The 22,706-nt window shown below is 70.6% G+C and carries 23 protein-coding genes; 19 read left to right on the forward strand and 4 right to left on the reverse strand.

From position 1 onward, the window contains the following. Positions 1–20 precede the first annotated feature (20 nt). Both BIU95_RS16995 and BIU95_RS17000 read left to right on the forward strand, forming a co-directional pair. On the forward strand, positions 21–1,355 hold the full coding sequence (locus tag BIU95_RS16995; protein WP_071252354.1) for a pitrilysin family protein: 1,335 nt from the start codon (positions 21–23) through the stop codon (positions 1,353–1,355). 8 nt (positions 1,356–1,363) lie between these two features. Continuing rightward, the gene (locus BIU95_RS17000) at positions 1,364–1,966 is read left to right on the forward strand and encodes a histidine phosphatase family protein (RefSeq protein ID WP_017885928.1); all 603 of its coding nucleotides are present in this window, start codon (positions 1,364–1,366) and stop codon (positions 1,964–1,966) included. 49 nt (positions 1,967–2,015) lie between these two features. Here the strand turns inward: BIU95_RS17000 and BIU95_RS17005 are convergent, their stop codons facing one another. Continuing rightward, positions 2,016–2,537, reverse strand: coding sequence for a GNAT family N-acetyltransferase (locus BIU95_RS17005; protein WP_042538451.1), 522 nt, complete (start codon positions 2,535–2,537; stop codon positions 2,016–2,018). A 23-nt stretch (positions 2,538–2,560) separates the two neighbouring features. Here BIU95_RS17005 and BIU95_RS17010 point away from each other — a divergent pair, with 23 nt between their 5' ends. Together BIU95_RS17010 and BIU95_RS17015 are read left to right on the forward strand one after the other, a co-directional pair. Continuing rightward, positions 2,561–3,307 carry a 4-hydroxy-tetrahydrodipicolinate reductase gene (locus BIU95_RS17010; protein ID WP_071252462.1) on the forward strand — a complete coding sequence of 249 codons (747 nt, stop codon included), beginning with the start codon at positions 2,561–2,563 and terminating at the stop codon, positions 3,305–3,307. Between the two features lie 14 nt (positions 3,308–3,321). Continuing rightward, a complete protein-coding gene (locus BIU95_RS17015; protein WP_017885925.1) occupies positions 3,322–3,786 on the forward strand; it encodes a tetratricopeptide repeat protein in 465 nt (154 codons plus the stop codon). A 19-nt stretch (positions 3,787–3,805) separates the two neighbouring features. On the opposite strand, the gene BIU95_RS17020 is transcribed toward BIU95_RS17015, so the two are convergent. Further along, entirely contained in the window at positions 3,806–4,720 is a 915-nt protein-coding gene (locus BIU95_RS17020) for a TIGR01777 family oxidoreductase (protein WP_042538449.1), read from the reverse strand. Between the two features lie 38 nt (positions 4,721–4,758). Between BIU95_RS17020 and BIU95_RS17025 the strand changes: the two genes are divergently transcribed. The 14 genes from BIU95_RS17025 to dapF all read left to right on the forward strand — a co-directional run bounded on the left by BIU95_RS17025 (position 4,759) and on the right by dapF (position 19,518). After that, positions 4,759–5,589 carry a thymidylate synthase gene (locus BIU95_RS17025; protein ID WP_042538447.1) on the forward strand — a complete coding sequence of 277 codons (831 nt, stop codon included), beginning with the start codon at positions 4,759–4,761 and terminating at the stop codon, positions 5,587–5,589. Beyond that, complete coding sequence (locus BIU95_RS17030; RefSeq protein WP_071252357.1) at positions 5,589–6,089, forward strand: dihydrofolate reductase; 501 nt, start codon at positions 5,589–5,591, stop codon at positions 6,087–6,089. Before BIU95_RS17025 ends, BIU95_RS17030 begins: the two co-directional genes overlap by 1 nt. A 125-nt stretch (positions 6,090–6,214) precedes the next feature. Continuing rightward, complete coding sequence (gene dapA, locus BIU95_RS17035; protein WP_017885921.1) at positions 6,215–7,192, forward strand: 4-hydroxy-tetrahydrodipicolinate synthase; 978 nt, start codon at positions 6,215–6,217, stop codon at positions 7,190–7,192. 49 nt (positions 7,193–7,241) lie between these two features. Further along, the gene (locus BIU95_RS17040; RefSeq protein WP_017885920.1) at positions 7,242–8,918 is read left to right on the forward strand and encodes a ribonuclease J; all 1,677 of its coding nucleotides are present in this window, start codon (positions 7,242–7,244) and stop codon (positions 8,916–8,918) included. Positions 8,919–9,014: 96 nt separating this feature from the next. Further along, complete coding sequence (locus BIU95_RS17045) at positions 9,015–11,933, forward strand: DNA translocase FtsK (RefSeq protein ID WP_071252359.1); 2,919 nt, start codon at positions 9,015–9,017, stop codon at positions 11,931–11,933. Positions 11,934–11,938: 5 nt separating this feature from the next. Then, a complete protein-coding gene (pgsA, locus tag BIU95_RS17050; protein ID WP_031259193.1) occupies positions 11,939–12,583 on the forward strand; it encodes a CDP-diacylglycerol--glycerol-3-phosphate 3-phosphatidyltransferase in 645 nt (214 codons plus the stop codon). Continuing rightward, positions 12,580–13,107 carry a CinA family protein gene (locus BIU95_RS17055; protein WP_071252361.1) on the forward strand — a complete coding sequence of 176 codons (528 nt, stop codon included), beginning with the start codon at positions 12,580–12,582 and terminating at the stop codon, positions 13,105–13,107. Before pgsA ends, BIU95_RS17055 begins: the two co-directional genes overlap by 4 nt. Before the next feature lie 154 nt (positions 13,108–13,261). Next, positions 13,262–13,570, forward strand: coding sequence for a helix-turn-helix domain-containing protein (locus BIU95_RS17060; RefSeq protein WP_027464765.1), 309 nt, complete (start codon positions 13,262–13,264; stop codon positions 13,568–13,570). An 86-nt stretch (positions 13,571–13,656) separates the two neighbouring features. Next, positions 13,657–13,881 carry a DUF3046 domain-containing protein gene (locus tag BIU95_RS17065; RefSeq protein ID WP_017885915.1) on the forward strand — a complete coding sequence of 75 codons (225 nt, stop codon included), beginning with the start codon at positions 13,657–13,659 and terminating at the stop codon, positions 13,879–13,881. 272 nt (positions 13,882–14,153) lie between these two features. Next, positions 14,154–15,215 carry a recombinase RecA gene (gene recA, locus BIU95_RS17070; protein WP_017885914.1) on the forward strand — a complete coding sequence of 354 codons (1,062 nt, stop codon included), beginning with the start codon at positions 14,154–14,156 and terminating at the stop codon, positions 15,213–15,215. Then, positions 15,212–16,126 carry a regulatory protein RecX gene (locus BIU95_RS17075; RefSeq protein WP_017885913.1) on the forward strand — a complete coding sequence of 305 codons (915 nt, stop codon included), beginning with the start codon at positions 15,212–15,214 and terminating at the stop codon, positions 16,124–16,126. The genes recA and BIU95_RS17075 overlap by 4 nt, the downstream gene beginning before the upstream one ends. A 26-nt stretch (positions 16,127–16,152) precedes the next feature. Next, positions 16,153–17,649, forward strand: coding sequence for a tRNA (N6-isopentenyl adenosine(37)-C2)-methylthiotransferase MiaB (gene miaB / locus BIU95_RS17080; protein WP_017885912.1), 1,497 nt, complete (start codon positions 16,153–16,155; stop codon positions 17,647–17,649). Next, entirely contained in the window at positions 17,636–18,631 is a 996-nt protein-coding gene (gene miaA / locus BIU95_RS17085; RefSeq protein ID WP_254783408.1) for a tRNA (adenosine(37)-N6)-dimethylallyltransferase MiaA, read from the forward strand. The genes miaB and miaA overlap by 14 nt, the downstream gene beginning before the upstream one ends. Then, positions 18,628–19,518: a diaminopimelate epimerase gene (dapF, locus tag BIU95_RS17090; RefSeq protein WP_042538440.1), complete on the forward strand. Its 891-nt coding sequence runs from the start codon at positions 18,628–18,630 to the stop codon at positions 19,516–19,518. Before miaA ends, dapF begins: the two co-directional genes overlap by 4 nt. A 41-nt stretch (positions 19,519–19,559) precedes the next feature. Here the strand turns inward: dapF and BIU95_RS17095 are convergent, their stop codons facing one another. After that, entirely contained in the window at positions 19,560–20,171 is a 612-nt protein-coding gene (locus BIU95_RS17095; RefSeq protein WP_071252363.1) for a class I SAM-dependent methyltransferase, read from the reverse strand. A 61-nt stretch (positions 20,172–20,232) separates the two neighbouring features. Between BIU95_RS17095 and hflX the strand changes: the two genes are divergently transcribed. Next, positions 20,233–21,774: a GTPase HflX gene (gene hflX / locus BIU95_RS17100; RefSeq protein WP_056071260.1), complete on the forward strand. Its 1,542-nt coding sequence runs from the start codon at positions 20,233–20,235 to the stop codon at positions 21,772–21,774. Positions 21,775–21,983: 209 nt separating this feature from the next. On the opposite strand, the gene lexA is transcribed toward hflX, so the two are convergent. Beyond that, entirely contained in the window at positions 21,984–22,628 is a 645-nt protein-coding gene (lexA, locus tag BIU95_RS17105; RefSeq protein WP_017885907.1) for a transcriptional repressor LexA, read from the reverse strand. Between the last annotated feature and the right edge of the window lie 78 nt (positions 22,629–22,706).

The raw sequence follows: 22,706 nt of genomic DNA on the forward strand, positions 1-22,706 counted from the left end.
GATCAGTAGGCTCGTCTGCGATGAACCAGCCAGTGCCACTGCCGCTCGGGGCCCCGGACACGTCGTTCCTGACGTCCGGTGGGGCCTTCGTCCGTCGCACCGTGTTGCCGTCGGGCGTCCGTGTGCTCACCGAGGCGGTGCCGGGCGCCGCGTCGACGAGCATCGGGTTCTGGGTCGGCGTCGGTTCACGTGACGAGCGCGACGGTCAGTTCGGCTCGACGCACTTCCTCGAACACCTGCTCTTCAAGGGCACCGAGACACGGTCGGCGCTCGACATCGCCATCGCGTTCGACTCGGTCGGCGGTGAGCACAACGCCGCGACGGCCAAGGAGTACACCTGCTACTACGCACGGGTCCGGGACACCGACGTCCCGATGGCCGTGAACGTCATCGGTGACATGGTCACCGGGTCGGTGCTCGAGCACGAGGCCTTCGCCGTGGAGCGCGGTGTCATCCTCGAAGAACTCGCGATGGCCGCCGACGACCCGGCCGACGTCGCGGGCGAAGCGTTCTTCGCCGCGGCGTTCGGCGGGCACCCCCTCGGCCGTCCGATCGGCGGCACCCCGGACAGCATCCGTGCGGTCCAGCGCGACGAGGTGCTGGCGCACTACCGCGAGCACTACGCGCCCAACGGCATCGTCGTCACCGCCGCCGGTGCCGTCGACCACGACCGGTTCTGCGAGCTCGTCGCCGGCGTCTTCCACGACGCTCCCGACGCCGCGCCGCTGCCGCGCCGCACGCCCCAGACGGTTGCCGACCCGGTCGAGCCGAAGCTGTCCGTGGTGCACCGCCCGACCGAGCAGGTCAGCATGCTCCGCGGCTCGCAGGGTCTCGACCTGCGCGACGACCGCCGGCCCTCGCTCAGCGTCCTGAACGCCGTGCTCGGCGGCGGCATGAGCTCGCGCCTGTTCCAAGAGGTCCGCGAGCGCCGCGGTCTGGCCTACGCGGTGTCGTCGTTCGCTCCCGCCTACCTGGACAACGGTGCCTTCGGCGTCTACGCCGGCTGCGCGCCGGACAACGTCGCCGGTGTCGTCGACATCGTCGACGCGGAGTTCCGCCGGATGGTCGACCACGGCATCACCGACGACGAACTGCGGCGGGCGAAGGGGCAGATCGAGGGTGCGCTGACGCTCTCGCTCGAGGACTCCGACGCACGCATGACGCGTCTCGGCCGTTCCGAGCTCGGCACGGGGGAGTACACCGACCTGTCGACCGCGCTCGAACGCGTGGACGGCGTCACCACCGGCGGCGTGCTCGAACTCGCGCGCGACCTGCTCACCCGGCCGACGATCACCTCGGTGGTCGGCGCCGTGCAGCGGGACGAACTCGCCGCGGCCATCGGGATCGGCAGCTGAGCACGGACATGTCGCACTACCTGTACCTCGTCCGCCACGGCGAACACCAGGACGCCGAACACGGCCTGCGGGACGGCAAGCTCTCCGAACGCGGCAAGCGTCAGGCGACCCTGGTCGCCGACCGTCTCGGCGGCGTGCCATTCGACGGCGTGTACCACTCGCCGCTCGAGGCCCCGAGCGAGACCGCCGCGTTCCTGTCGCAGCGTCTGCCGTCGATCCAGCCGGAACCCTCGACGCTGCTGTTCGACTGCATCCCCTCGGGCCCGACGCCGGACATGCCGCACGCCTACCAGGGCTGGTACGGCGGCATCACCGAAGAGGAGATCGTCGCCGGGCAAGCCCAGATGGGCGACGCCGTGTCGGAGTGGTTCACCCCGGCGCGCGAAGACCGGCACGACCTGCTCATCACGCACAACGCCGTGATCGGCTGGTTCGTGCGTGAAGCGTTCCAGGCGCCCGAGTGGCGCTGGATGGGCACCAACGTCGCGCACACCGCGCTCACGATCATCCGGATCCGCTCGGCGAAGCCGGCCGAGGTCGTCACGCTGAACGACCTGGCCCACCTGCCGGTGGAGCTGCGCACCGGGCTGCCGGTCGACCAGCCCGTCTAGCGGCCGCCGGTCCGGTTCGCGGTGGCGCGGCCGGGAGGCCCGTGGCGGCTCAGGCGTCCGGCCCGCGGCCCGTCCGGGTCGGGGCCACCGCCTTGCGGTACCAGGCGGTCGCGTTCGGGTTGTCGTTGAACGGCTCGACGCGTTCGTAGCCGCGGCTGCGGTACAGGGCGGCCGCGGCGACGAGTGAGTCGTTCGTGTCGAGGACGATGCTCGTCGCGCCGAGGTCGGCACCGGCCCGCTCGAGCAGGTCCATCACGGCCGTCGCGACCCCCTTGCCGCGCCCGGCCGGTGTCACGAAGACGTGCTTGACCTCGAACCGGACGTCGACGGCGCCGGCTGCGTCCACCCCGTCCGCGATCCGCCGGAGCCCCCCGCACCCGATCGCGACGCCGTCGTCGTCCGCCAGTGCGAAGACACCGTTCGGCGGCGTGAACTCGGCCGCGGGGGTGCGCTTCCGTGCGTAGGTGCCCTGCGCGCTCGGGAACGTCGCCTCGCGCTCGTCCAGGTACGCGTCGAGCAGGACGTCGACCTCGGGCAGATCGGCCGGCACGGTCCTGACCTCGACTGACATGCGTCGATCCTAGGATGGACCGCATGGTCACTCCCGTCGCCGTCGTCGGCGCCACCGGTCGTCTCGGGGGCCTCGTGGCCGCCGTCGTCGAGGAACTCCCGGAGTTCGAGCTCGTCGCCCGTCTGTCCTCGAAGGACGGCGCCCACCAGGCACCCCCGTCCGTCTTCGGCGGCGCGGCCCTGGTGGTCGACGTGACGGTGCCGTCGCTCAGCCCCGCGATCGTGGAGAACGCGCTGTCGAGCGGCGCGAACGTGCTCGTCGGTACCTCCGGCTGGTCGCTCGACCGCATCGCGAAGCTCCGCACCGGGCTGCAGGAACGCCCGGAGCAGGGGGTGCTCGTCGTCCCGAACTTCTCGATCGGCTCGGTGCTCGGTACCCACCTGGCGACGATCGCGGCGCCGTGGTTCCCGGCTGCCGAGATCGTCGAGACCCACCACGCCGGCAAGATCGACTCACCCTCGGGCACCGCGGTGCGCACGGCGGAGCTGATGGCCGACGCCCGGCGCGATGTCGGGCCGGTGGACGCTCCACACGTCGACCAGCGCGCCCGTGGTCAGCAGGTCGCCAGTGTGCCCATCCACTCGCTCCGGCTGCCCGGGGTGAAGGCCGTGCAGGACGTCGTGCTGAGCGGCCCCGGCGAGACACTGACGATCCGGCACGACACCAACGACGACGTCGCCTACGTGGCGGGCATCCGTGCGGCGCTCGCGAACGTGGTGTCGGCGCGAGGGCTCACCGTGGGCCTCGGCAGCGTCCTCGGCATCGGCTGAGGGCCGTGGGTCGCATGGAGCGGGCCGGACGCACGATCCGCTCGCCGTTCTGGGGTGCAGCACTGATGGCAGTGCTGCTCGCCCTGTACATCGTGCTCGTCGGACAGCGTGCCGTGGCGTTCATCGCCACCGGCATCCCGATCGGCATCGGCATCGGTGTCGCACTGTTCGTCGTCGCCGCGATCGGTGCGCTCCTGCTCGTCCTGGAGTTCCGCTTCGGCATCCGCATCACGCGGCTCGGCGCACGGCTCGAGGCCGAGGGCGGCACACCGGACGACGTCGTCCCCGTGCGGCCGTCGGGTCGTCCGATCCGCGACGCCGCCGACGAGCTGTTCCCGCGGTACCGCGACGCGGTCGAGCAGGACCCGGCCGACTGGCGCGCCTGGTACCGGCTCGGTGTGGTCTACGACGCCGCGGGCGACCGCAAACGTGCCCGGTCGGCGATGCGCACCGCCCTGGCGCGCGCCGCCGACCGCTGACCCCCGGTCTGCCGTCCGATCAGAAGACGGCGTCGATCGCGTCCGCCGCCTGCGTGTACCGGAACGTGTAGCCGGACTCGAGCAACTTCGTGGGGACCATCCGCTGGCTCGACAGGAGCATGTCGTCCGCGGCGTCCCGCAGCGCCAGGCGCAGGGCGAACTCGGGGATCCGGAACAGGTAGGGGCGGTGCAGCACCTCGGCGACGTGCTTCGTGATGCGGTCGGCGACGACCGGCTCCGGGCCCGCCAGGTTGACCGGGCCGGAGACGTCCGGCGCCGCGGTCGCCAGGTGCACGATCGCGCCGACCTCGTCCTCGAGGGCGATCCAGGGCCAGTGCTGGCCGCCGGTGCCGAGTCGGCTGCCGACGCCGAGCTTGGTCAGCGGGACGAGGGGTGCGAGCGCGCCGCCGCCCTTGCCGATCACGATGCCGGTCCGGAGCGTGATGACCCGGACCCCCGCGGGGGCGGCGTTCGCGGCCGACTCCCACGCGGTGCAGACGTCGGCGAGGAACCCCGTGCCCGGGGCGGCGTCGTCGGGCAGCACGTCGGCCGGACGGTCGCCGTACACGCCCGAGGCCGAGCCCGACAGGAACAGCGCCGGGGGAGTGGTCGCGTGCCGCATCGCCTCGACCAGGGTGTCGGTGGCGTCGATGCGTGAGCTGCGGATCTCCTTGCGGTACGCGTCGGTCCACGGCAGCTTGCCGATGTTCGCGCCGGCCAGGTTGATCACGACGTCGGCGCCGTCGAGGATCGCCGGGTCGAGCGGACGTCGCCCCGGTGCCCAGCGGAACTCGGTCGCGGTGCGGGCTTCCCGGCGCACGAGCGTGGTGACGTGGTGCCCCGCCTCGCGCAGGGCGCGGACGAGTGGGGTCCCGATGAAGCCGGACGAGCCGGCCACCAGGATCGAGAGCGGTTGTTCCGTCGTGTCGGGCATACCGGCAACGCTACTCACACCGACGTAGGCTTCTGTGTGTGACCGACAGCGAGACCGTACAGCCCGACGCTTCCGTCCCGACCCCCTACGAGGACCTGCTCCGCCGGGTCCTGACCGAGGGCTCGCCGAAGGGCGACCGCACCGGCACGGGGACCCGCAGCCTGTTCGGCGCACAGCTCCGCTACGACCTGTCGAAGGGTTTCCCGCTCGTCACCACGAAGCGCGTGCACTTCAAGTCGATCGCGTACGAGCTCCTCTGGTTCCTGCGCGGCGAGGGCAACGCGACCTGGCTGCAGGAGCACGGTGTCCGGATCTGGAACGAGTGGGCGGACGCCGACGGCGACCTCGGCCCGGTGTACGGCGTGCAGTGGCGATCCTGGCCCACCCCCTCGGGTGAGCACGTCGACCAGATCGCCCAGGTCATCGAGCAGATCAGGACGAACCCGGACAGCCGTCGGCTCATCGTCTCGGCGTGGAACGTCGCCGACGTGCCGGACATGGCGCTCGCCCCGTGCCACGCGTTCTTCCAGTTCTACGTCAACGACGGCAAGCTCTCGTGCCAGCTCTACCAGCGGAGCGCCGACATGTTCCTCGGGGTCCCGTTCAACATCGCCTCGTACGCGCTGCTGACCCACATGATCGCGGCGCAGACCGGGCTCGAGGTCGGTGACTTCGTCTGGACCGGCGGCGACTGCCACGTCTACGACAACCACGTCGAACAGGTCGAGGAGCAGCTGTCCCGCACGGCGTACCCGATGCCGACGCTCGAGCTCGCCCCGCGCGACTCGATCGACGACTACGAGTACGAGGACTTCACCGTCGTCGGCTACGAGCACCACCCGGCGATCAAGGCCGCGGTCGCCGTCTGATGATCGGCATGGTCTGGGCCCGCTCGACCACCGGCGTCATCGGTGCCGACGGGGGCATGCCCTGGCACGTGCCCGAGGACCTGGCGCACTTCAAGCGGGTCACCGGGGACGCGACCGTGCTCATGGGGCGGCGCACGTGGGAGTCCCTGCCCGAGCGGTTCCGGCCCCTGCCCGGTCGGCGCAACGTGGTGCTCACCCGTGACACGACGTGGACCGCCGACGGTGCCGAGGTGGTGCACGACCTGCAGGCCGCGCTCGAAGGCGACGACGGCACCGACGAGACCGTCTGGGTCGTCGGCGGCGGCCAGGTCTACGCCGCGGCGCTCGACCGTGCCGATGTCGTCTCCGAGACCGTGATCGACGTCGACGTCCCCGGCGACACCGTCGCACCGACGCTCGACGAGACTGCCGGTTGGACGCTCACCGACGAGGGCCCGTGGCAGGAGTCCCGCAACGGCGGCACCCGCTACCGGTTCCTGGAGTGGCAGCGCCGCGCCTGAGCGCCCCCACGCGCCGGGCGTGACCGGCGGGACGGACGTGATCCGGGCCTCCCGGCCGCGCCGCAGGCAGGCGACCGTCCACACGGACGGCGGCCTCCGCGCGCATCCCCGGTACGCTGGTGCCCGTGTCCCCGCGTGAGAATCCCTTCGGTCAGGTCCTCGTCGCCCTCGTGACCCCGTTCACGGCCGACGGTGAGGTCGACTGGCCCGGCGTCGAGCAGCACATCGACGACTGCATCACCGCCGGCGCCGACGGCATCGTCGTCACCGGCACGACCGGCGAGACGTCGACGCTCACCGACCCGGAGAAGCTCCGGCTGGTCGAGGTCGGCAAGTCCGTGGCCGCCGGCCGCGCGAAGATCATCACGGGTGGTGGCTCGAACGAGACCGCGCACGCCATCCACCTGTACAAGCAGAGCGAGAAGGCCGGCGCGGACGGCGTGATGATCGTCACGCCGTACTACAACAAGCCGACACAGTCGGGTGTCCTCACCCACTTCCGGATGATCGCGGACGCCACCGACCTGCCGGTGATCCTGTACGACATCCCGGGCCGCACCGGCATCCCGATCACCTACGACACGATCCTTCGCGCGTCGAAGCACCCGAACATCCTCGCCGTGAAGGACGCCAAGGGCGACTTCGCCGAGGTCTCGCGCGTGCTGAACAACACCGACCTCATGTACTTCTCCGGTGACGACACGAACGTGCTCCCGCACCTGTCGATCGGTGCCACCGGCCTGATCGGCGTGACGGCGAACATCACGAGCGCGCCGTACCGCACCATCGTCGACGCCGTGAACCGGGGCGACCTGGCCACCGCGACGGCCGAGCACAAGCGACTCGAGCCGCTCGTCCGCGCCGTGATGACGCACGTTCCCGGTACCGTGGCCGCCAAGTACATCCTGCACGGGCTCGGCCGCATCGGCAGCCCGCGCGTCCGACTGCCGCTCGTCGGCCCCGAGGACTCCGAGGCGTACGCCATCGAGACCTCACTCGAAGCCGTGCGCGACGTGCCCGGCGCCGACTTCTCGAACTTCCGCCCCGACCGCAACGCGGCGGCCGGCGGTGCACTACCGAAGGTGCCAGGCACCACCCGCTAGCGAACACCGCGGCGCGCAGCACGCACGTCGCCCGAATCCGTAGGACCGAATGCCCACACAAGTCTCCACACCGCAGCCGCTCGAGAACGGCACCCTCCGCGTGATCCCCATCGGGGGCCTCGGCGAGATCGGTCGCAACATGACCGTCTACGAGTACGAGGGCAAGCTGCTCATCGTCGACGCCGGCGTGCTGTTCCCCGAGGAGCACCAGCCCGGTGTCGACCTGATCCTGCCGGACTTCACGCCGATCCGTGACCGCCTCGACGACGTCCTCGGTGTCGTGCTCACGCACGGCCACGAAGACCACATCGGTGCGGTCCCGTACCTGCTGAAGCTCCGCGACGACATCCCGCTGATCGGCTCCACGCTGACCCTCGCGCTCGTCGAGGCGAAGCTCAAGGAACACCGGATCAAGCCGTACACGCTCGTCGTGGCCGAGGACCAGACCGAGCAGATCGGCCCGTTCCACCTCGAGTTCGTCGCCGTGAACCACTCCATCCCGGACGCCCTCGCCGTCGCGATCACGACCCCCGCCGGTCGTGTCCTGCACACGGGTGACTTCAAGATGGACCAGCTCCCGCTGGACGACCGGATCACCGACCTCCGCGCGTTCGCCCGTCTGGGCGAGGCCGGCGTCGACCTGTTCCTGCCGGACTCCACGAACGCCGACGTGCCGGGCTTCACCGCTCCGGAGCGCGACATCGGCCCGGTGCTCGAGAACATCATCATGCGCGCCCGCAAGAAGGTCGTCGTGGCGAGCTTCTCGTCCCACGTGCACCGCGTGCAGCAGGTCCTCGACGCCGCCGCGGCCGCGAACCGCAAGGTCGCGTTCATGGGCCGCTCGATGATCCGCAACATGACGATCGCCGCCGACCTCGGTTACCTGCGGGTGCCGGAGAACGTGCTCATCGACACGAAGAAGGCGAAGAACGTCCCCGACGACCAGATCGTCTACATGTCGACCGGGTCGCAGGGTGAGCCGATGGCCGTCCTGGCCCGCATGGCGAACCTCGAGCACCAGATCGAGATCGGCGAGGGCGACACCGTCATCCTCGCGTCGTCGCTCATCCCGGGCAACGAGAACGCCGTGTACCGCGTGATCGACGGGCTGACCAAGCTCGGCGCGAAGGTCGTGCACAAGGGCAACGCCAAGGTGCACGTCTCCGGACACGCCTCGGCCGGCGAACTGCTCTACTGCTACAACATCCTGCGACCGCGCAACGTGCTCCCCGTCCACGGCGAGCACCGTCACCTGTACGCGAACGCCGACCTGGCGATCCAGACGGGCGTCCCGCCGCGCAACGTGATCCTCGGTCAGGACGGCATCGTCGTCGACCTGAAGGACGGCGTCGCGACGGTCGCCGGCCAGCTCGACATCGGCTACGTCTACGTCGACGGCTCCACCGTCGGCGAGATCACCGACGCCGACCTGAAGGACCGCCGTGTCCTGGCCGAAGAGGGCTTCATCTCGGTCTTCTGCGCGGTGGACTTCACCACCGGGCAGTGCGTGATCGGCCCCGAGATCCAGTCGCGTGGCTTCGCCGAGGACGACTCCGTCTTCGACGACGTGCGTCCGCAGATCGCCAAGGCGATCTCCGAGGCCGCAGCCAACGGCACGCGCGACTCGCACGCCTTCGCGCAGGTCGTCCGTCGCACGGTCGGTCGTTGGGTGAACACGAAGCACCGTCGTCGTCCGATGATCGTCCCGGTGGTCATCGAGGCGTAGCCTCCGTCCCCGCCCTGGAGGCCCGTCCAGCGTCCGTCACGGACGCTGCGGCGGGCCTTCCTGCGTTTGTCCTGGGCGGGCGTTAGGGTTCTGCCCATGGCCGGAGGCACCAAGTCGACCACGCGCTCGCGCGCGTCCACGTCGTCCCGTGGCAACGGGACGCGCGGTTCGTCGCGCACCCAGGCCACGACGAAGAAGCTGCCGCAGGCCGCACCCACGCCGGTGTTCCGCGAGCAGAACCCGCTCGTGACCTTCTGGCTCGCGATGGCGCACGGCGTCGGCGCGATGTTCCGGCTGCTCGGCAAGGAGACCCTCGAGAAGGACCAGCGGCGCGACGGGTTCCCGTTCCTGCTGTTCCTGCTGGCCATCGCCGGCGGGGTCGTCGAGTGGCTCAACCCGACCAACAGCGTCTCCGTCGCACTCGACGCGTACACGTTCGGCGGGCTGTTCGGCCGCCTGGCATTCGCCCTGCCGGTCATCATGATCGTGTTCGCCGGGTGGCTGTTCCGGCACCCGGCCTCGGTGCACGACAACACCCGGATCGGCATCGGTCTGGGCATCCTGATCGTCTCCATCGCCTCGCTCTGCCACGTCTTCGGCGGCCGACCGAGCGCGGCCGACGGCATGCCCGCGCTCGCTGCCGCCGGTGGGGTGCTCGGCTGGGTGGTCATCGGCTGGCTCGTCACGATCGCGACCGCGTGGGTGGCCGTGCCCGTGGCGATCGTGCTGCTCGTGCTCTCGCTCTTCATCATCACCAAGACGCCGCCGAACAAGCTCGGTCGCCGGCTGCACGAGCTCTACGCCTACCTGTTCGGTGCCCCGGCGCCCGCTGCCGAGCCGGACGCGGACACTGCCGCCGCCGTGGCAGAGCCCGTCGCCCGCACTCGCACCTCGAAGCGCGGCAAGAAGGGCGACGCCGACTTCCAGCTGTTCGACGACCTCGGGTTCGGTGACGAGCAGGCCGCTGCCGACGCCGAAGCCGGCGGCGACAACGTGCCGTGGTGGCGCCGCAACAAGTCCGGACGCGAAGAGGACCCGGCGTACGACAGCCCGGTGCTCCCGCCGGCCACCGGTGTCGCGCCCGCTGCCGCTGCCGTCGCGACCGCTGCTCCCGTCGTGAGCCCGAACGCCGGGGCCGCCGCAGGGCTCGTCGACCTCACGCCGGCCGAGCCCGCGTCGGTCAACCTCAACGACTCCGTCGAGCAGGACCTGCAGGACGCCGAGCAGGCCCTGCGCGCGTTCGGCACCGACGTCCCCGCGCGCCCGCAGCCGACCGCCGACATCCGTCCCGCGGTGCCCGAGGTGCTGTCCGAGCCCGAGGTCGTCGACGAACCTGAGGACATCGACGCCGCCGCCGAGCTGAGCGCGGCCGCCGCCGGGTCCGACGACGACCCGTCGAAGCCGTACCGACTGCCGGCCGCCACCACCCTGAGCTCCGGCACGCCCTCGGTCGCGCGCAGCCAGGCGAACGACGACATCGTCGCCGCCATCACCGGGGTGCTCACCGAGTTCAAGGTCGACGCGAAGGTCACCGGGTTCTCCCGCGGGCCGACGGTCACCCGGTACGAGATCGAGCTCGGCCCGGGCGTCAAGGTCGAGCGCGTCACGGCCCTGTCGAAGAACCTGTCGTACGCGGTCGCCTCGAACGAGGTCCGCATCCTGTCGCCGATCCCGGGCAAGAGCGCGATCGGCGTCGAGATCCCGAACACCGACCGCGAGATCGTCTCGCTCGGCGACGTGCTGCGCTCGAACGCCGCGCGCAAGTCGAAGCACCCGATGACGATCGGCGTCGGCAAGGACGTCGAGGGCGGCTTCGTCGTCGCGAACCTGGCGAAGATGCCGCACCTGCTCGTCGCCGGCTCCACCGGTTCCGGCAAGTCGGTGTTCATCAACTCGATGATCACGTCGCTGCTGATGCGCGCGAAGCCGTCCGAGGTCCGCATGGTCCTGGTCGACCCGAAGCGCGTCGAGCTCTCGATCTACGCCGGCGTCCCGCACCTCATCACCCCCATCATCACGAACCCCAAGAAGGCAGCCGAAGCGCTGCAGTGGGTCGTGAAGGAGATGGACATGCGGTACGACGACCTGGCGTCGTTCGGGTTCCGCCACGTCGACGACTTCAACAAGGCGATCGAGAACAACGAGATCGTCCTGCCGGCGGGCAGCGAGCGGAAGCTCAAGCCGTACCCGTACCTGCTGGTGGTCGTCGACGAGCTCGCCGACCTGATGCTCGTGGCACCGCGTGACGTCGAGGAATCGATCGTCCGCATCACCCAGCTCGCCCGCGCCGCCGGCATCCACCTGGTGCTCGCGACGCAGCGGCCCTCGGTCGACGTCATCACCGGCCTGATCAAGGCGAACGTGCCGTCGCGCATCGCCTTCGCGGTGACGAGCGTCACGGACTCCCGCGTCATCCTCGACCAGCCCGGCGCCGACAAGCTGATCGGTCAGGGCGACGCGCTCTTCCTGCCGATGGGTTCGTCGAAGTCGCTCCGCGTGCAGGGCGCCTGGGTGCAGGAGGGCGAGGTCGCCGAGGTCGTCCAGCACGTCACGCGGCAGGCCCAGCCCGAGTACCGCCAGGACGTCCAGGCCGTGGTCGAGCGCAAGGAGATCGACGCCGACATCGGCGACGACCTCGAACTGCTGCTCGCGGCCGTCGAACAGGTCGTGTCGACCCAGTTCGGTTCGACGTCGATGCTGCAGCGCAAGCTCCGCGTCGGCTTCGCCAAGGCCGGTCGCCTGATGGACCTGATGGAGTCGCGCGACATCGTCGGACCGTCCGAGGGCTCGAAGGCCCGCGACGTCCTGGTGACCGCCGACCAGTTGCCCGCGGTGCTCGCGAAGCTCCGCGGCGAGGAGCCGCCCGCCGCGGCCGCTCCGGCAGCGCCGGCACCGACGCCGTCCGGCGACGGTGACCGGTACGGTGCCGACCCCGTCGGGGACATGACCCGCGGGTACGATGAAGTCCACGACGAGCCCGATGAGGACGCGTGGGGACTGACGGGCAGGGAGTGACGGCGATGACCGCCTCGGACAGCACGAACACCACGCACGGCGCACGGTTCCCGTGGCGCGGGCGGCTCTTGCGCAAGGGCCCCGGCCCGGCGTCGACCGCGAACGTCGCGAACATCATCACGGTGGTGCGCATCCTGATGGCGCCGCTGTTCTTCGTCCTGCTGCTCACCGACGCCGGGAACGACGGGCCCCTGCGCATCTGGGCCGCGGTCGTCTTCGTCGTGGCGATCGTCACGGACAGCGCCGACGGCATCATCGCCCGTCGGCAGAACCTGGTCACGGACTTCGGCAAGCTCGTCGACCCGATCGCCGACAAGGTGCTCATCGGGGGTGCGCTCGTCGCGCTGTCCATCCTGCAGGAACTGCCCTGGTACGTGACCGTGCTGATCTTGGTGCGGGAGATCGGCATCACGGTCTTCCGGTTCGCAGTGCTCTCCGACCGGGTGATCCCGGCCAGCCGCGGAGGCAAGATCAAGACCGTGCTGCAGGCCGTCGCGCTGACGGCCGCGCTGTTCCCGTGGTGGAACCTGGTCGGTGACTGGGCGCACTGGGTCAACGGCATCCTCATGACCGCCGCGTTCCTGGCAACGGTCCTGAGCGGGATCGACTACCTCTGGCAGGCATGGAAGCACAACCGCACCACCGCATGACCGGGCCCGACCCCTCGACCGAGGCCGCGCCCGTCGAGCCGGTCGCACCGGGTCTCATCGCCGAACTGACGGCGCGGGGCGAGACGCTCGCCGTGGCGGAGTCGCTGACCGGCGGACTCGTCGTCGCGACCCTCGTCGACGTGCCCGGGGCGAGCGCCGTCGTCCGCGGTGGCGTCGTGGCGTACGCGACGCCCGTGAAGCACTCCGTGCTCGGGGTCTCGGCGGACCTGCTCGAGGCCGAGGGCGCCGTGCACCCGGAGGTCGCCCGGCAGATGGCCGCCGGTGTCCGGATCGCGCTGTCCGTCGACGGGGAGCCCGCAACGTGGGGGATCAGCACGACGGGTGTCGCCGGCCCGGACCCGCAGGACGGCAAGCCCGTCGGCACCGTGTACGTGGGGATCGCCTCCGCCGCGGGCGCCGAGGCCTTCGAGCTGCACCTCGACGGTGACCGGGGAGCAATCCGTCACGCCACCGTCTCCGAACTCCTTGCACGGATGTCGTCCGAGATCCGGGGCCGGGAATAGGTCCCGTTTCCACTGGGTTACATCTCACGAAATCTCCAGCAGTACGGCAGCCAGCCTGGCTAACATGCTGCAACCGGCAACGCTATTGTTGCTGAACCCGAACTCGTTCCACCGGACCGAGCGGGCGCGGAGACGACAGAGAGGAGGAGTTCTCATGGTTCTCGTTCGTCAGGAAATCGGCGATGTGCTCCGGGACTTCCGCTTGCAGAAGGGCCGGACCCTCCGTCAGGTCGCGTCCAAGGCCAGTGTCGCGCTCGGGTACCTCAGTGAGGTCGAGCGTGGGCAGAAGGAAGCCAGCTCGGAGATCCTCGCGTCCGTCGCGGATGCTCTGGACACGCCCATCTCGACCATCATGCGCGAAGTGGGCGACCGCCTCGCGATCGTCGAGGGGCTGACCCCCGTCCCCGACACGCTCCCGGACGACCTCGTCGCCGAGTTCGACAACGACCTCGCGGTGCGCTGACCGCACTGCACCGAACGCCCTCGCCGGTCCTTCCCGGCGGGGGCGTTCTGCGTTCCGGCCCGCGACGACGCGCTTAGGCTGGTCGGATGCGCGTGAGTGAGTTCTGGCGAGCCGTCGACCAGGTGTTCGGCGAGGCCTACGGGTCCGTGGTCACCCGTGACGTCGTGCTCGAGGGGCTGGGCGGTCGCTCGGCCGTGGACGCCCTTGCCGCCGGCATCGACGCCCGCCGGGTGTGGGATGCCCTGTGCGACTCGCAGGACGTCCCGATGGACCGTCGGCACGGCAAGGGCCTGGCCGAACCCCAGGACTGAGCGCGGTCCTGCGGGTCCGGCACCCGAAACTGTGTTCGGCGTGTTGCTCGAACGCGTGTTCGATCGGTGGTAACTTCCTCCACAGCGGCGTCGCCCGGATGCTCCATCCACAGATCGCGTGACCGTCGGCAGTGATGTCGGTGGCTCGCCATAGGTTGATGGACATCGGGAACAGCCCGAAGCCTTGTCGCAGAACCATCGGCCTTGCACCATCGGCCGGCGTGGACGCGACAGCCTACAGGCGGCCGAACACGAGCACGAAGGAGCACCCCATGCCATCACCGGCAGACCGCGAAAAGGCCCTCGAGACCGCACTCGCACAGATCGACAGGCAGTTCGGCAAGGGTGCGATCATGCGCCTCGGTTCGGACGAACGCGCCCCCGTCAACGTCATCCAGACCGGGTCGGTGGCGCTGGACGTCGCGCTCGGCATCGGTGGCCTGCCCCGCGGCCGCATCGTCGAGATCTACGGCCCGGAGTCGTCGGGTAAGACGACCCTCACCATCCACGCCATCGCCAACGCCCAGCGCGCCGGTGGCATCGCGGCCTTCATCGACGCCGAGCACGCGCTCGACCCCGAGTACGCCAAGAAGCTCGGTGTCGACATCGACGCCCTGCTCGTGTCGCAGCCCGACACCGCCGAGCAGGCGCTCGAGATCGCGGACATGCTGGTCCGCTCCGGCTCCATCGACCTCATCGTCATCGACTCCGTCGCGGCCCTCGTGCCCCGTGCCGAGATCGAGGGCGAGATGGGTGACTCGCACGTCGGTCTGCAGGCCCGCCTCATGTCGCAGGCGCTGCGGAAGCTCGCCGGTGGCCTGAACCAGACGCAGACCACGATGATCTTCATCAACCAGCTGCGCGAGAAGATCGGCGTGTTCTTCGGTTCGCCGGAGACCACCTCGGGCGGTAAGGCGCTGAAGTTCTACGCGTCCGTCCGCCTCGACATCCGTCGCATCGAGACACTCAAGAGCGGTACCGACGCGGTGGGCAACCGAACGCGCGTCAAGGTCGTCAAGAACAAGATGGCGCCGCCCTTCAAGCAGGCCGAGTTCGACATCCTGTACGGCGTCGGCATCTCGCGCGAAGGCTCGCTGCTCGACTTCGGTGTCGACCACGGCATCGTCAAGAAGTCGGGCGCCTGGTACACGTACGACGGCGACCAGCTCGGGCAGGGCAAGGAGAACTCGCGTTCCTTCCTGATCCAGAACCCCGAGATCGCTGCCGACATCGAAGGCAAGATCCTCGCCAAGCTCGGCGTCGGCGGTTCCAAGGCCGAGGATGCCCCGGTCGAGTCGATCGCGCCGAAGCTCGCGGAGCGCAAGGGCGCGTGAGCACCGACCACGACGACGACGGCCTCGCACCGGTCACCGACCTGTTCGGTGCGAGGTCGCGTCGTCGCGCTCCCGTCACACCGGTGACGCCCGCGATCCCCGCACCGCCGGTGTCACCGGACGAACCACGGGACGTCGACGGGTGGGCAGTGCCCGAGTCCGGCGACGCTCGGCCGGACGAGATCCCGGCACCCTTCGACGCCGATTCGCCGGTGCCCCTGCGCGGTGCCCGGGGTCCGGCAGCATGGGTGTCGCCCGTGATCGGTGACGGCAGCGGGCGCTCGACCCGTGCCGAGCAGGACGGCTACGACTCCGAGACCGCCGACGCCACCACCGCGTCGGTGTTCTCCATCGCCGGCGGCGAGGAGATCGACCCGGCCGACGCACCCCGTCCGCTCGACGAACAGCGCGCGGACGCCGAACGGCTCAGCCTCCGTGCCCTCGGTCGCAAGGGCGTGAGCGAGTCCGAGATGCGGACCCTGCTGCTGCAGCAGGACCTCGACACCGACGTGGTCGAGCACGAGATCGAACGGTTGACCCGTGTCGGGCTCCTGGACGACGTCGCCCTCGCCACCGACCTGGTCGACCGGCTGCACGCGCGCAAGGGCCTCGGCCGCCAGGGGGTCGTCACCGAACTCCGACGCCGGGGGATCGACCAGGTGGCGATCGACACCGCACTCGACGAAGCCGCCGACGACGAGGACGACGAGTTCCTCCGCGCGCAGGAACTCGCCGACAAGCGAGCGCCGCAGATGCGCGGCCTCGACCGGGCCACCGCGGAACGTCGGCTGTCCGGCTTCCTGATGCGCAAGGGCTACAGCTCCGGCGTCGTCCGGATCGCTGTCGCACGCGCACTCGACGGCGGCGGCAGACGGCCGCCTTCCGGCCGCGGGACCGTGCGGTTCGAGTAGCCGCTCCGACCTACACTGGGACGACCATGGACACCGTCGCAGCGCGCCCCCGCACCTACGAAGTCCGCACCTACGGGTGCCAGATGAACGTGCACGACTCCGAGCGGTTGAGCGGGTCGTTGCAGGCCGCGGGCTACACCGCGGCGGACGGCGAACAGGCCGACGTCGTCGTCATCAACACCTGTGCGGTGCGCGAGAACGCGGACAACCGGCTGTACGGCAACCTCGGACAACTCGCGGGCATCAAGCGCGATCACCCCGGCATGCAGATCGCCGTCGGCGGGTGCCTGGCGCAGAAGGACAAGAACGTCATCCTCGAGAAGGCGCCGTGGGTCGACGTGGTCTTCGGCACGCACAACATGGGATCGCTGCCGACCCTGCTCGAGCGGGCGCGGCACAACGACGAGGCGCAGATCGAGATCCTCGAGGCACTCGACGTCTTCCCGTCGACGCTGCCCACCAAGCGCGACTCGACGCACAGCGGCTGGGTCTCGATCTCGGTCGGTTGCAACAACACCTGCACGTTCTGCATCGTCCCCTCGCTGCGTGGCAAGGAGAAGGACCGCCGCCCCGGTGACGTCCTGGCCGAGATCCAGGCGCTCGTCGACGACGGTGCGATCGAGGTCACCCTGCTCGGGCAGAACGTGAACTCCTACGGCGTCGAGTTCGGCGACCGGCAGGCGTTCGGCAAGCTGCTGCGGGCCACCGGTGGCATCCAGGGGCTGGAGCGCGTGCGTTTCACCAGCCCGCACCCGGCAGCGTTCACCGACGACGTCATCGACGCGATGGCCGAGACCCCGAACGTGATGCCCCAGCTGCACATGCCGCTGCAGTCGGGCTCCGACCGGGTGCTCAAAGCCATGCGCCGGAGCTACCGCAGCGAGCGGTTCCTCGGCATCCTCGACCGCGTCCGCGCGAAGATCCCGCACGCGGCGATCTCCACCGACATCATCGTCGGCTTCCCCGGCGAGACCGACGCCGACTTCGAGGACACCCTGCGCGTCGTCGAGCAGGCACGGTTCGCCTCGGCGTTCACGTTCCAGTACTCGATCCGCCCCGGCACGCCCGCGGCGACGATGGACGACCAGCTGCCGAAGCACATCGTGCAGGAGCGGTACGAGCGACTCGTCGCCCTGCAGGAACGCATCACGGCGGAAGAGAACGCACAGCAGGTCGGCCGGAGCGTCGAGGTGCTCGTCGCCTCGGGTGAAGGCCGCAAGGACGACGCCACCCGCCGGCTCTCCGGTCGTGCGGAGGACTCCCGGCTCGTGCACTTCACGGTGCCCGCCGGGTCCGATGTCCCGCGCCCCGGCGACGTCGTCACCGTCGACATCACCCGGGCGGCACCGCACTTCCTGCTCGCCGACGACGACGCCCCGCTGCGCATCCGACGAACCCGGGCCGGAGATGCCTGGGACCGCGCGCAGGCCGAGAGCTGCGGCGTGCCGACCCCGGCCGGCGCCGCAGCCGACGGCCCACGTCCGGTCTCGCTCGGGCTGCCCACGCTCCGTGTCGGACGCTGAGCCCACCGCTGGCGTGCCGTCGAGCGGCTCGACGCTCGGGTCCGGTACCGGTACCGGCGTCGAGGCCGACCTGATCGCGGTCGTCGGAGCCACGGGCACGGGGAAGTCCGACCTCGGCATCGCGATCGCCGAGCGCCTGCGTGCCACCGGTCGCAACGCGGAGATCATCAACGCGGACGCCATGCAGCTGTACCGCGGCATGGACATCGGCACCGCGAAGCTCCCGCCGGCCGAGCGGCACGGCATCCCGCACCACCAGCTCGACGTGCTCGACGTCACCGATGAGGCGAGCGTCGCCGCCTACCAGGTGGCTGCACGCACCGACGTCGACCGGATCCAGGCCGACGGTGGCGTGGCCGTCCTGGTCGGGGGCAGCGGGCTCTACGTCTCCGCGGTGCTGTTCGACCTGGCGTTCCCGGGCACCGACCCCGAGCTCCGTGCGCAGCTGGAGCGCGAGCACGACGCGCTCGGCCCGGGCATCCTGCTCGAACGGCTCCGTGCCCTCGACGCGGCGGCCGCCGCGACGATCGACGCACGCAACCCACGGCGGTTGATCCGTGCACTCGAGATCGCGAGCCGATCCGAGGTCGTGACCCCGAGCCTCCCGGCCGCGCCCCGCGCCTGGCGACCGTCCCGCATCCTGCACCTGCGACGCGACCGGGAGCAGCTCGTGTCGGCGCTGCACGAGCGCGCGGCGCGGATGTTCGACGCCGGACTCGTCGACGAGGTCGCGGCGCTCCGCGGGCTGGGACTCGAGCAGGGCCGGACCGCGCGTGGCGCCATCGGGTACTCGCAGGCGCTCGAGGTGCTCGCCGGCACGTCGACCCGCGAGCAGGCCGTCGAGGCGACGGGCATCGCGACCCGCAAGTACGCCCGCCGGCAGGTGTCGTGGTTCCGCCGGTACGCCGACGCCGAGACGCTCGACGTCACCGGGGCCGACCGCGGTGACCTGACGGAACTGGCCCGTAGGATCGTGCCGTGACCGAGTTGCACTTCACCAAGGGCCAGGGGACCGGCAACGACTTCGTCCTGTTCGCCGACCCCGACGCCACCGTCGACCTGACCCCCGAGCGGATCCGTGCCATCGCGGACCGACGCTTCGGCGTGGGCGGGGACGGCGTGATCCGCGCGGTGCGGTCCGAAGCGATCCCCGAGGGCCGCGCGCTCGTCGCCGTCGAACCCGAGGCGACGTGGTTCATGGACTACCACAACGCCGACGGCACGGTCGCCGAGATGTGCGGCAACGGCATCCGCGTGTTCGCCCGGTACCTGACCGAGTCCGGCCTGGTCGAACTGGCGCCCGGCGAGACGCTGACGGTCGGCAGCCGCAAGGGGCTGGTCGACATCCAGCGCACCACGAACGGGTTCGCGGCCGACCTCGGCCGCTGGGGCCTGGGCATCGAGGGCGGCGGATCCGACGACGTGCTCGTCCGGGCGAAGAACCTCGATGGGGCGCGCCCCGGCATCGGCATCGACGTGGGCAACCCGCACGTGGTCGTCGCCGTCGAGACCGAGGACGAACTGGCCGACCTCGACCTGACGTTCCTGCCGGTGCTCGAACCGGCGCCCGAGCACGGTGCGAACGTCGAGTTCGTGCTGCCCGGCGACCCGCTCATCAAGGACGGCGTCGGCGAGATCACGATGCGGGTGCACGAGCGGGGGAGCGGTGAGACCCTGTCGTGCGGCACCGGTGCCGTGGCGGCTGCCCTCGCCACGCGCTACTGGGTCGGTGCGGGGGCGCCGGACACCTGGCGCGTGCGGGTACCGGGCGGGCTGCTCACGGTGCGGATGACGGCGACCGAGGACGGCGAGCACGTGTCGCTGTCCGGGCCCGCCGAGCTCGTGTTCTCCGGCGACCTGACGGTCTGACGGTCTGACGCGCTGCGCGGCGCGGGCGCGTCGCGCGCGCCCTACGCGCTGTGCTGCACCCGGAGGACGCGGAAGCCCTTGGCCGTCGACTCGCGCGTGACTGCGAAGCCCGGACCGAGGGCGCCGACGAGCCACTTCTGCAGGGAGTCACCCCCGAGGTCCTTCGACACGACGAGCCAGGCATCGCCCCCGACCTCGAGCCGGGGCAGCCACGTCAGCAGGATCTGGTGCAGCTCGTCCTTGCCGACCCGGATCGGCGGGTTCGACCAGATCGTCCGGAACCGCAGGTCTGCCGGCACGTCGTCGGGCAGCGCGATCGTGACGTTCGTCGCTCCGGCCGTCGCTGCGTTGGCCCGGGCGAGTCCCAGCACCCGCTCGTTGACGTCGACGCCCCAGACGTGGGCGTCGGGGGACTGCAGCGCCATGGTGATCGCGATCGGCCCCCAGCCGCAGCCGATGTCGAGCAGCGCTCCGTCAGCAGCGGGTGCCGGCACCGAACCGAGCAGGACCTTCGTGCCGCGGTCGACGCCGTCGGGACTGAAGACCCCCGCCGCGGTCGACAGGGTGAGGGGCTGACCGGCGAGCGTGACGTCCACCTGGCGGGGCCGGACGTCGCTCTCGGGGTTGGCCGAGAAGTAGTGGTCGTTCGCCATGGATGAACCGTACCGGCAACCGAGTGTGTCGACGGGCCTGCGGAGGTAGCCTGTGCACAGGATGACGGATACCCATCAGCAGAACCACCAGACCAACGACGACAGCGCAGACGGTGTCGTCGAGAGGGTGTTGCGCAACGCAGACCACCGTGCAGCATCGTCCATCTTCGCGCCCGCCCAGGCGATCCAGACGCGGTCGACCGACGATCGCAGCTGGACGGGCGACGGCGACCAGTACGACCGTGAGGACCGTGCGGCGCTGCGCCGTGTCGCCGGCCTCTCCACCGAACTCGAGGACGTCACCGAGGTCGAGTACCGCCAGCTGCGGCTCGAGCAGGTCGTCCTGATCGGCGTGTACCCCCAGGGCGACGCGCAGGACGCCGAGAACTCCCTCCGCGAGCTCGCGGCACTCGCCGAGACCGCGGGTGCCGTGGTGCTCGACGGGCTCCTCCAGCGCCGGCCGAACCCGGACCCGGCCACCTATCTGGGCAAGGGCAAAGCCCAGGAGCTCGCGATGGTCGTCAAGGCCACCGGCGCCGACACCGTCATCGCCGACACCGAACTGGCACCCTCGCAGCGTCGTGCGCTCGAGGACGTCGTGAAGGTGAAGGTCATCGACCGCACGGCCGTGATCCTCGACATCTTCAGCCAGCACGCGAAGACCCGCGAGGGGAAGGCGCAGGTCGAACTCGCCCAGCTGCAGTACCTGCTGCCTCGACTGCGCGGTTGGGGTGACTCGATGTCCCGGCAGGCCGGTGGCCAGGTCTCCGGAGGCGCTGGCATGGGCTCTCGTGGCCCCGGTGAGACGAAGATGGAGCTCGACCGCCGCAAGATCCACACGCGGATGGCGAAGCTCCGCCGGCAGATCGCCGGGTTCACCCCGGCCCGTGAGGCCAAGCGTGCTGAGCGCAACCGCAACGAGGTGCCGAGCGTCGCGATCGCGGGCTACACCAACGCCGGCAAGTCGTCACTGCTCAACCGACTGACGAGCGCGGGTGTGCTCGTGCAGAACCAGCTGTTCGCGACGCTGGACGCGACGGTCCGCCGGACCGAGAGCACCAAGGGCCGCGAGTACACGTTCGCCGACACCGTCGGCTTCGTGCGCAACCTGCCGCACCAGCTGGTCGAGGCCTTCCGCTCCACCCTCGAAGAGGTCGGCGACGCCGACGTCATCGTGCACGTGGTCGACGGCTCGCACCCCGACCCCGGGGCGCAGCTGTCCACCGTGCGCGAGGTCATCGGTGACGTCGGTGCGGGCGACATCCCGGAGGTCGTCGTGTTCAACAAGGCCGACCTGATCGACGACGCGCAGCGCCTCGTGCTCATCGGGCTCGTGCCGGACGCGGTGTTCGTTTCGGCGCGCACCGGTGAGGGCATCCCAGAGCTCCTCAGCGTCATCGAGGACCGCCTGCCCGAGCCCGACGTGGACCTGACGATCGTGGTGCCGTACGACCGCGGTGACCTGGTGTCGTCGCTGCACGACACCGGCTCGGTCGAGTCCGTCGACTACGTCGAGGACGGCACGCGCCTGCGGGTGCGCGTCTTCCAACGGCAGGTCACCGAGCTCGAGCCCTACGTGGTCACGCCCGTCCCGACCGTCTGACCCCCGGCTCTGACTGGCGCTGGCAGCCGGCTGGCGCTGGTGAGCGCCGCCGCGCGGCCTGGAGGCCCGTCACAGGTCCGTCAGACGCCGTCGTGTCACCGAGACACCCCGGAACACACGAAACGCCGCCGAATCCGGCGGCGTTTCGTCGTGCAGGGTGCGTCGTACGGTGACGACGGCGTCTCGCGCTGGCGCAGAGCGAGCAGCGGTCAGAGGGAGCGGAGGACCGCGACGACCTTGCCGAGCACCGAGGCCGCGTCGCCGAGGATCGGCTCGAAGGCGGAGTTCCGAGGCAGCAGCCACGTGTGGCCGTCGCGCTGGCGGAAGACCTTGACGGTCGCCTCTTCGTCGAGCATGGCCGCGACGATGTCCCCGTTCTCGGCGGTCTGCTGCGACCGGACGACGACCCAGTCGCCGTCGCAGATCGCGGCGTCGATCATCGACTCACCGACGACCTTGAGCATGAAGAGCTCGCCGGTGCCGACGAGCTGGCGGGGGAGCGGGATGATCTCGTCGACGTGCTGCTCGGCGGTGATCGGGACACCGGCGGCGATCCGGCCGACGAGCGGCACGAGCGTCGTGGCGTCGATGTCCGGGCCGCCGACGTCGGAGGTCGGCTCGTCAACCAGGACCTCGAGCGCACGCGGACGGTTCGGGTCGCGGCGGATCCAGCCACCGAGCTCGAGCTGGCCGAGCTGGTGGGAGACGCTGGAGAGCGAGGAGAGCCCGGCGGCGTCGCCGATCTCGCGCATGCTCGGCGGGTAGCCCCGCGAGGCGATCGACGCACGGATCGCGTCGAAGATCGCCTGCTGCTTCGGCGTCAGCGGCTTCTGGCCCCGCAGTTCGTCCACCACGTCGTCTCGCTTTCGTCGGTGCCGGTCCGGCCGCGGCGGGAATGTCGGTGGTCCCCGTCAGGCTTGTCCCAGTCGATC

The sequence above is a fragment of the Curtobacterium sp. MCBA15_007 genome (genome assembly GCF_001864905.1).
GTDB lineage: Bacteria > Actinomycetota > Actinomycetes > Actinomycetales > Microbacteriaceae > Curtobacterium > Curtobacterium poinsettiae.

Coding starts and splice junctions, on each gene's coding strand:
- BIU95_RS16995 (WP_071252354.1), top strand. CDS start 21: ATGAACCAGCCAGTGCCACTGCCGCTCGGGGCCCCGGACACGTCGTTC.
- BIU95_RS17000 (WP_017885928.1), top strand. CDS start 1,364: ATGTCGCACTACCTGTACCTCGTCCGCCACGGCGAACACCAGGACGCC.
- BIU95_RS17005 (WP_042538451.1), bottom strand. CDS start 2,537: ATGTCAGTCGAGGTCAGGACCGTGCCGGCCGATCTGCCCGAGGTCGAC.
- BIU95_RS17010 (WP_071252462.1), top strand. CDS start 2,561: ATGGTCACTCCCGTCGCCGTCGTCGGCGCCACCGGTCGTCTCGGGGGC.
- BIU95_RS17015 (WP_017885925.1), top strand. CDS start 3,322: ATGGAGCGGGCCGGACGCACGATCCGCTCGCCGTTCTGGGGTGCAGCA.
- BIU95_RS17020 (WP_042538449.1), bottom strand. CDS start 4,720: ATGCCCGACACGACGGAACAACCGCTCTCGATCCTGGTGGCCGGCTCG.
- BIU95_RS17030 (WP_071252357.1), top strand. CDS start 5,589: ATGATCGGCATGGTCTGGGCCCGCTCGACCACCGGCGTCATCGGTGCC.
- BIU95_RS17040 (WP_017885920.1), top strand. CDS start 7,242: ATGCCCACACAAGTCTCCACACCGCAGCCGCTCGAGAACGGCACCCTC.
- BIU95_RS17045 (WP_071252359.1), top strand. CDS start 9,015: ATGGCCGGAGGCACCAAGTCGACCACGCGCTCGCGCGCGTCCACGTCG.
- pgsA (WP_031259193.1), top strand. CDS start 11,939: ATGACCGCCTCGGACAGCACGAACACCACGCACGGCGCACGGTTCCCG.
- BIU95_RS17055 (WP_071252361.1), top strand. CDS start 12,580: ATGACCGGGCCCGACCCCTCGACCGAGGCCGCGCCCGTCGAGCCGGTC.
- BIU95_RS17060 (WP_027464765.1), top strand. CDS start 13,262: ATGGTTCTCGTTCGTCAGGAAATCGGCGATGTGCTCCGGGACTTCCGC.
- BIU95_RS17065 (WP_017885915.1), top strand. CDS start 13,657: ATGCGCGTGAGTGAGTTCTGGCGAGCCGTCGACCAGGTGTTCGGCGAG.
- recA (WP_017885914.1), top strand. CDS start 14,154: ATGCCATCACCGGCAGACCGCGAAAAGGCCCTCGAGACCGCACTCGCA.
- miaB (WP_017885912.1), top strand. CDS start 16,153: ATGGACACCGTCGCAGCGCGCCCCCGCACCTACGAAGTCCGCACCTAC.
- BIU95_RS17095 (WP_071252363.1), bottom strand. CDS start 20,171: ATGGCGAACGACCACTACTTCTCGGCCAACCCCGAGAGCGACGTCCGG.
- hflX (WP_056071260.1), top strand. CDS start 20,233: ATGACGGATACCCATCAGCAGAACCACCAGACCAACGACGACAGCGCA.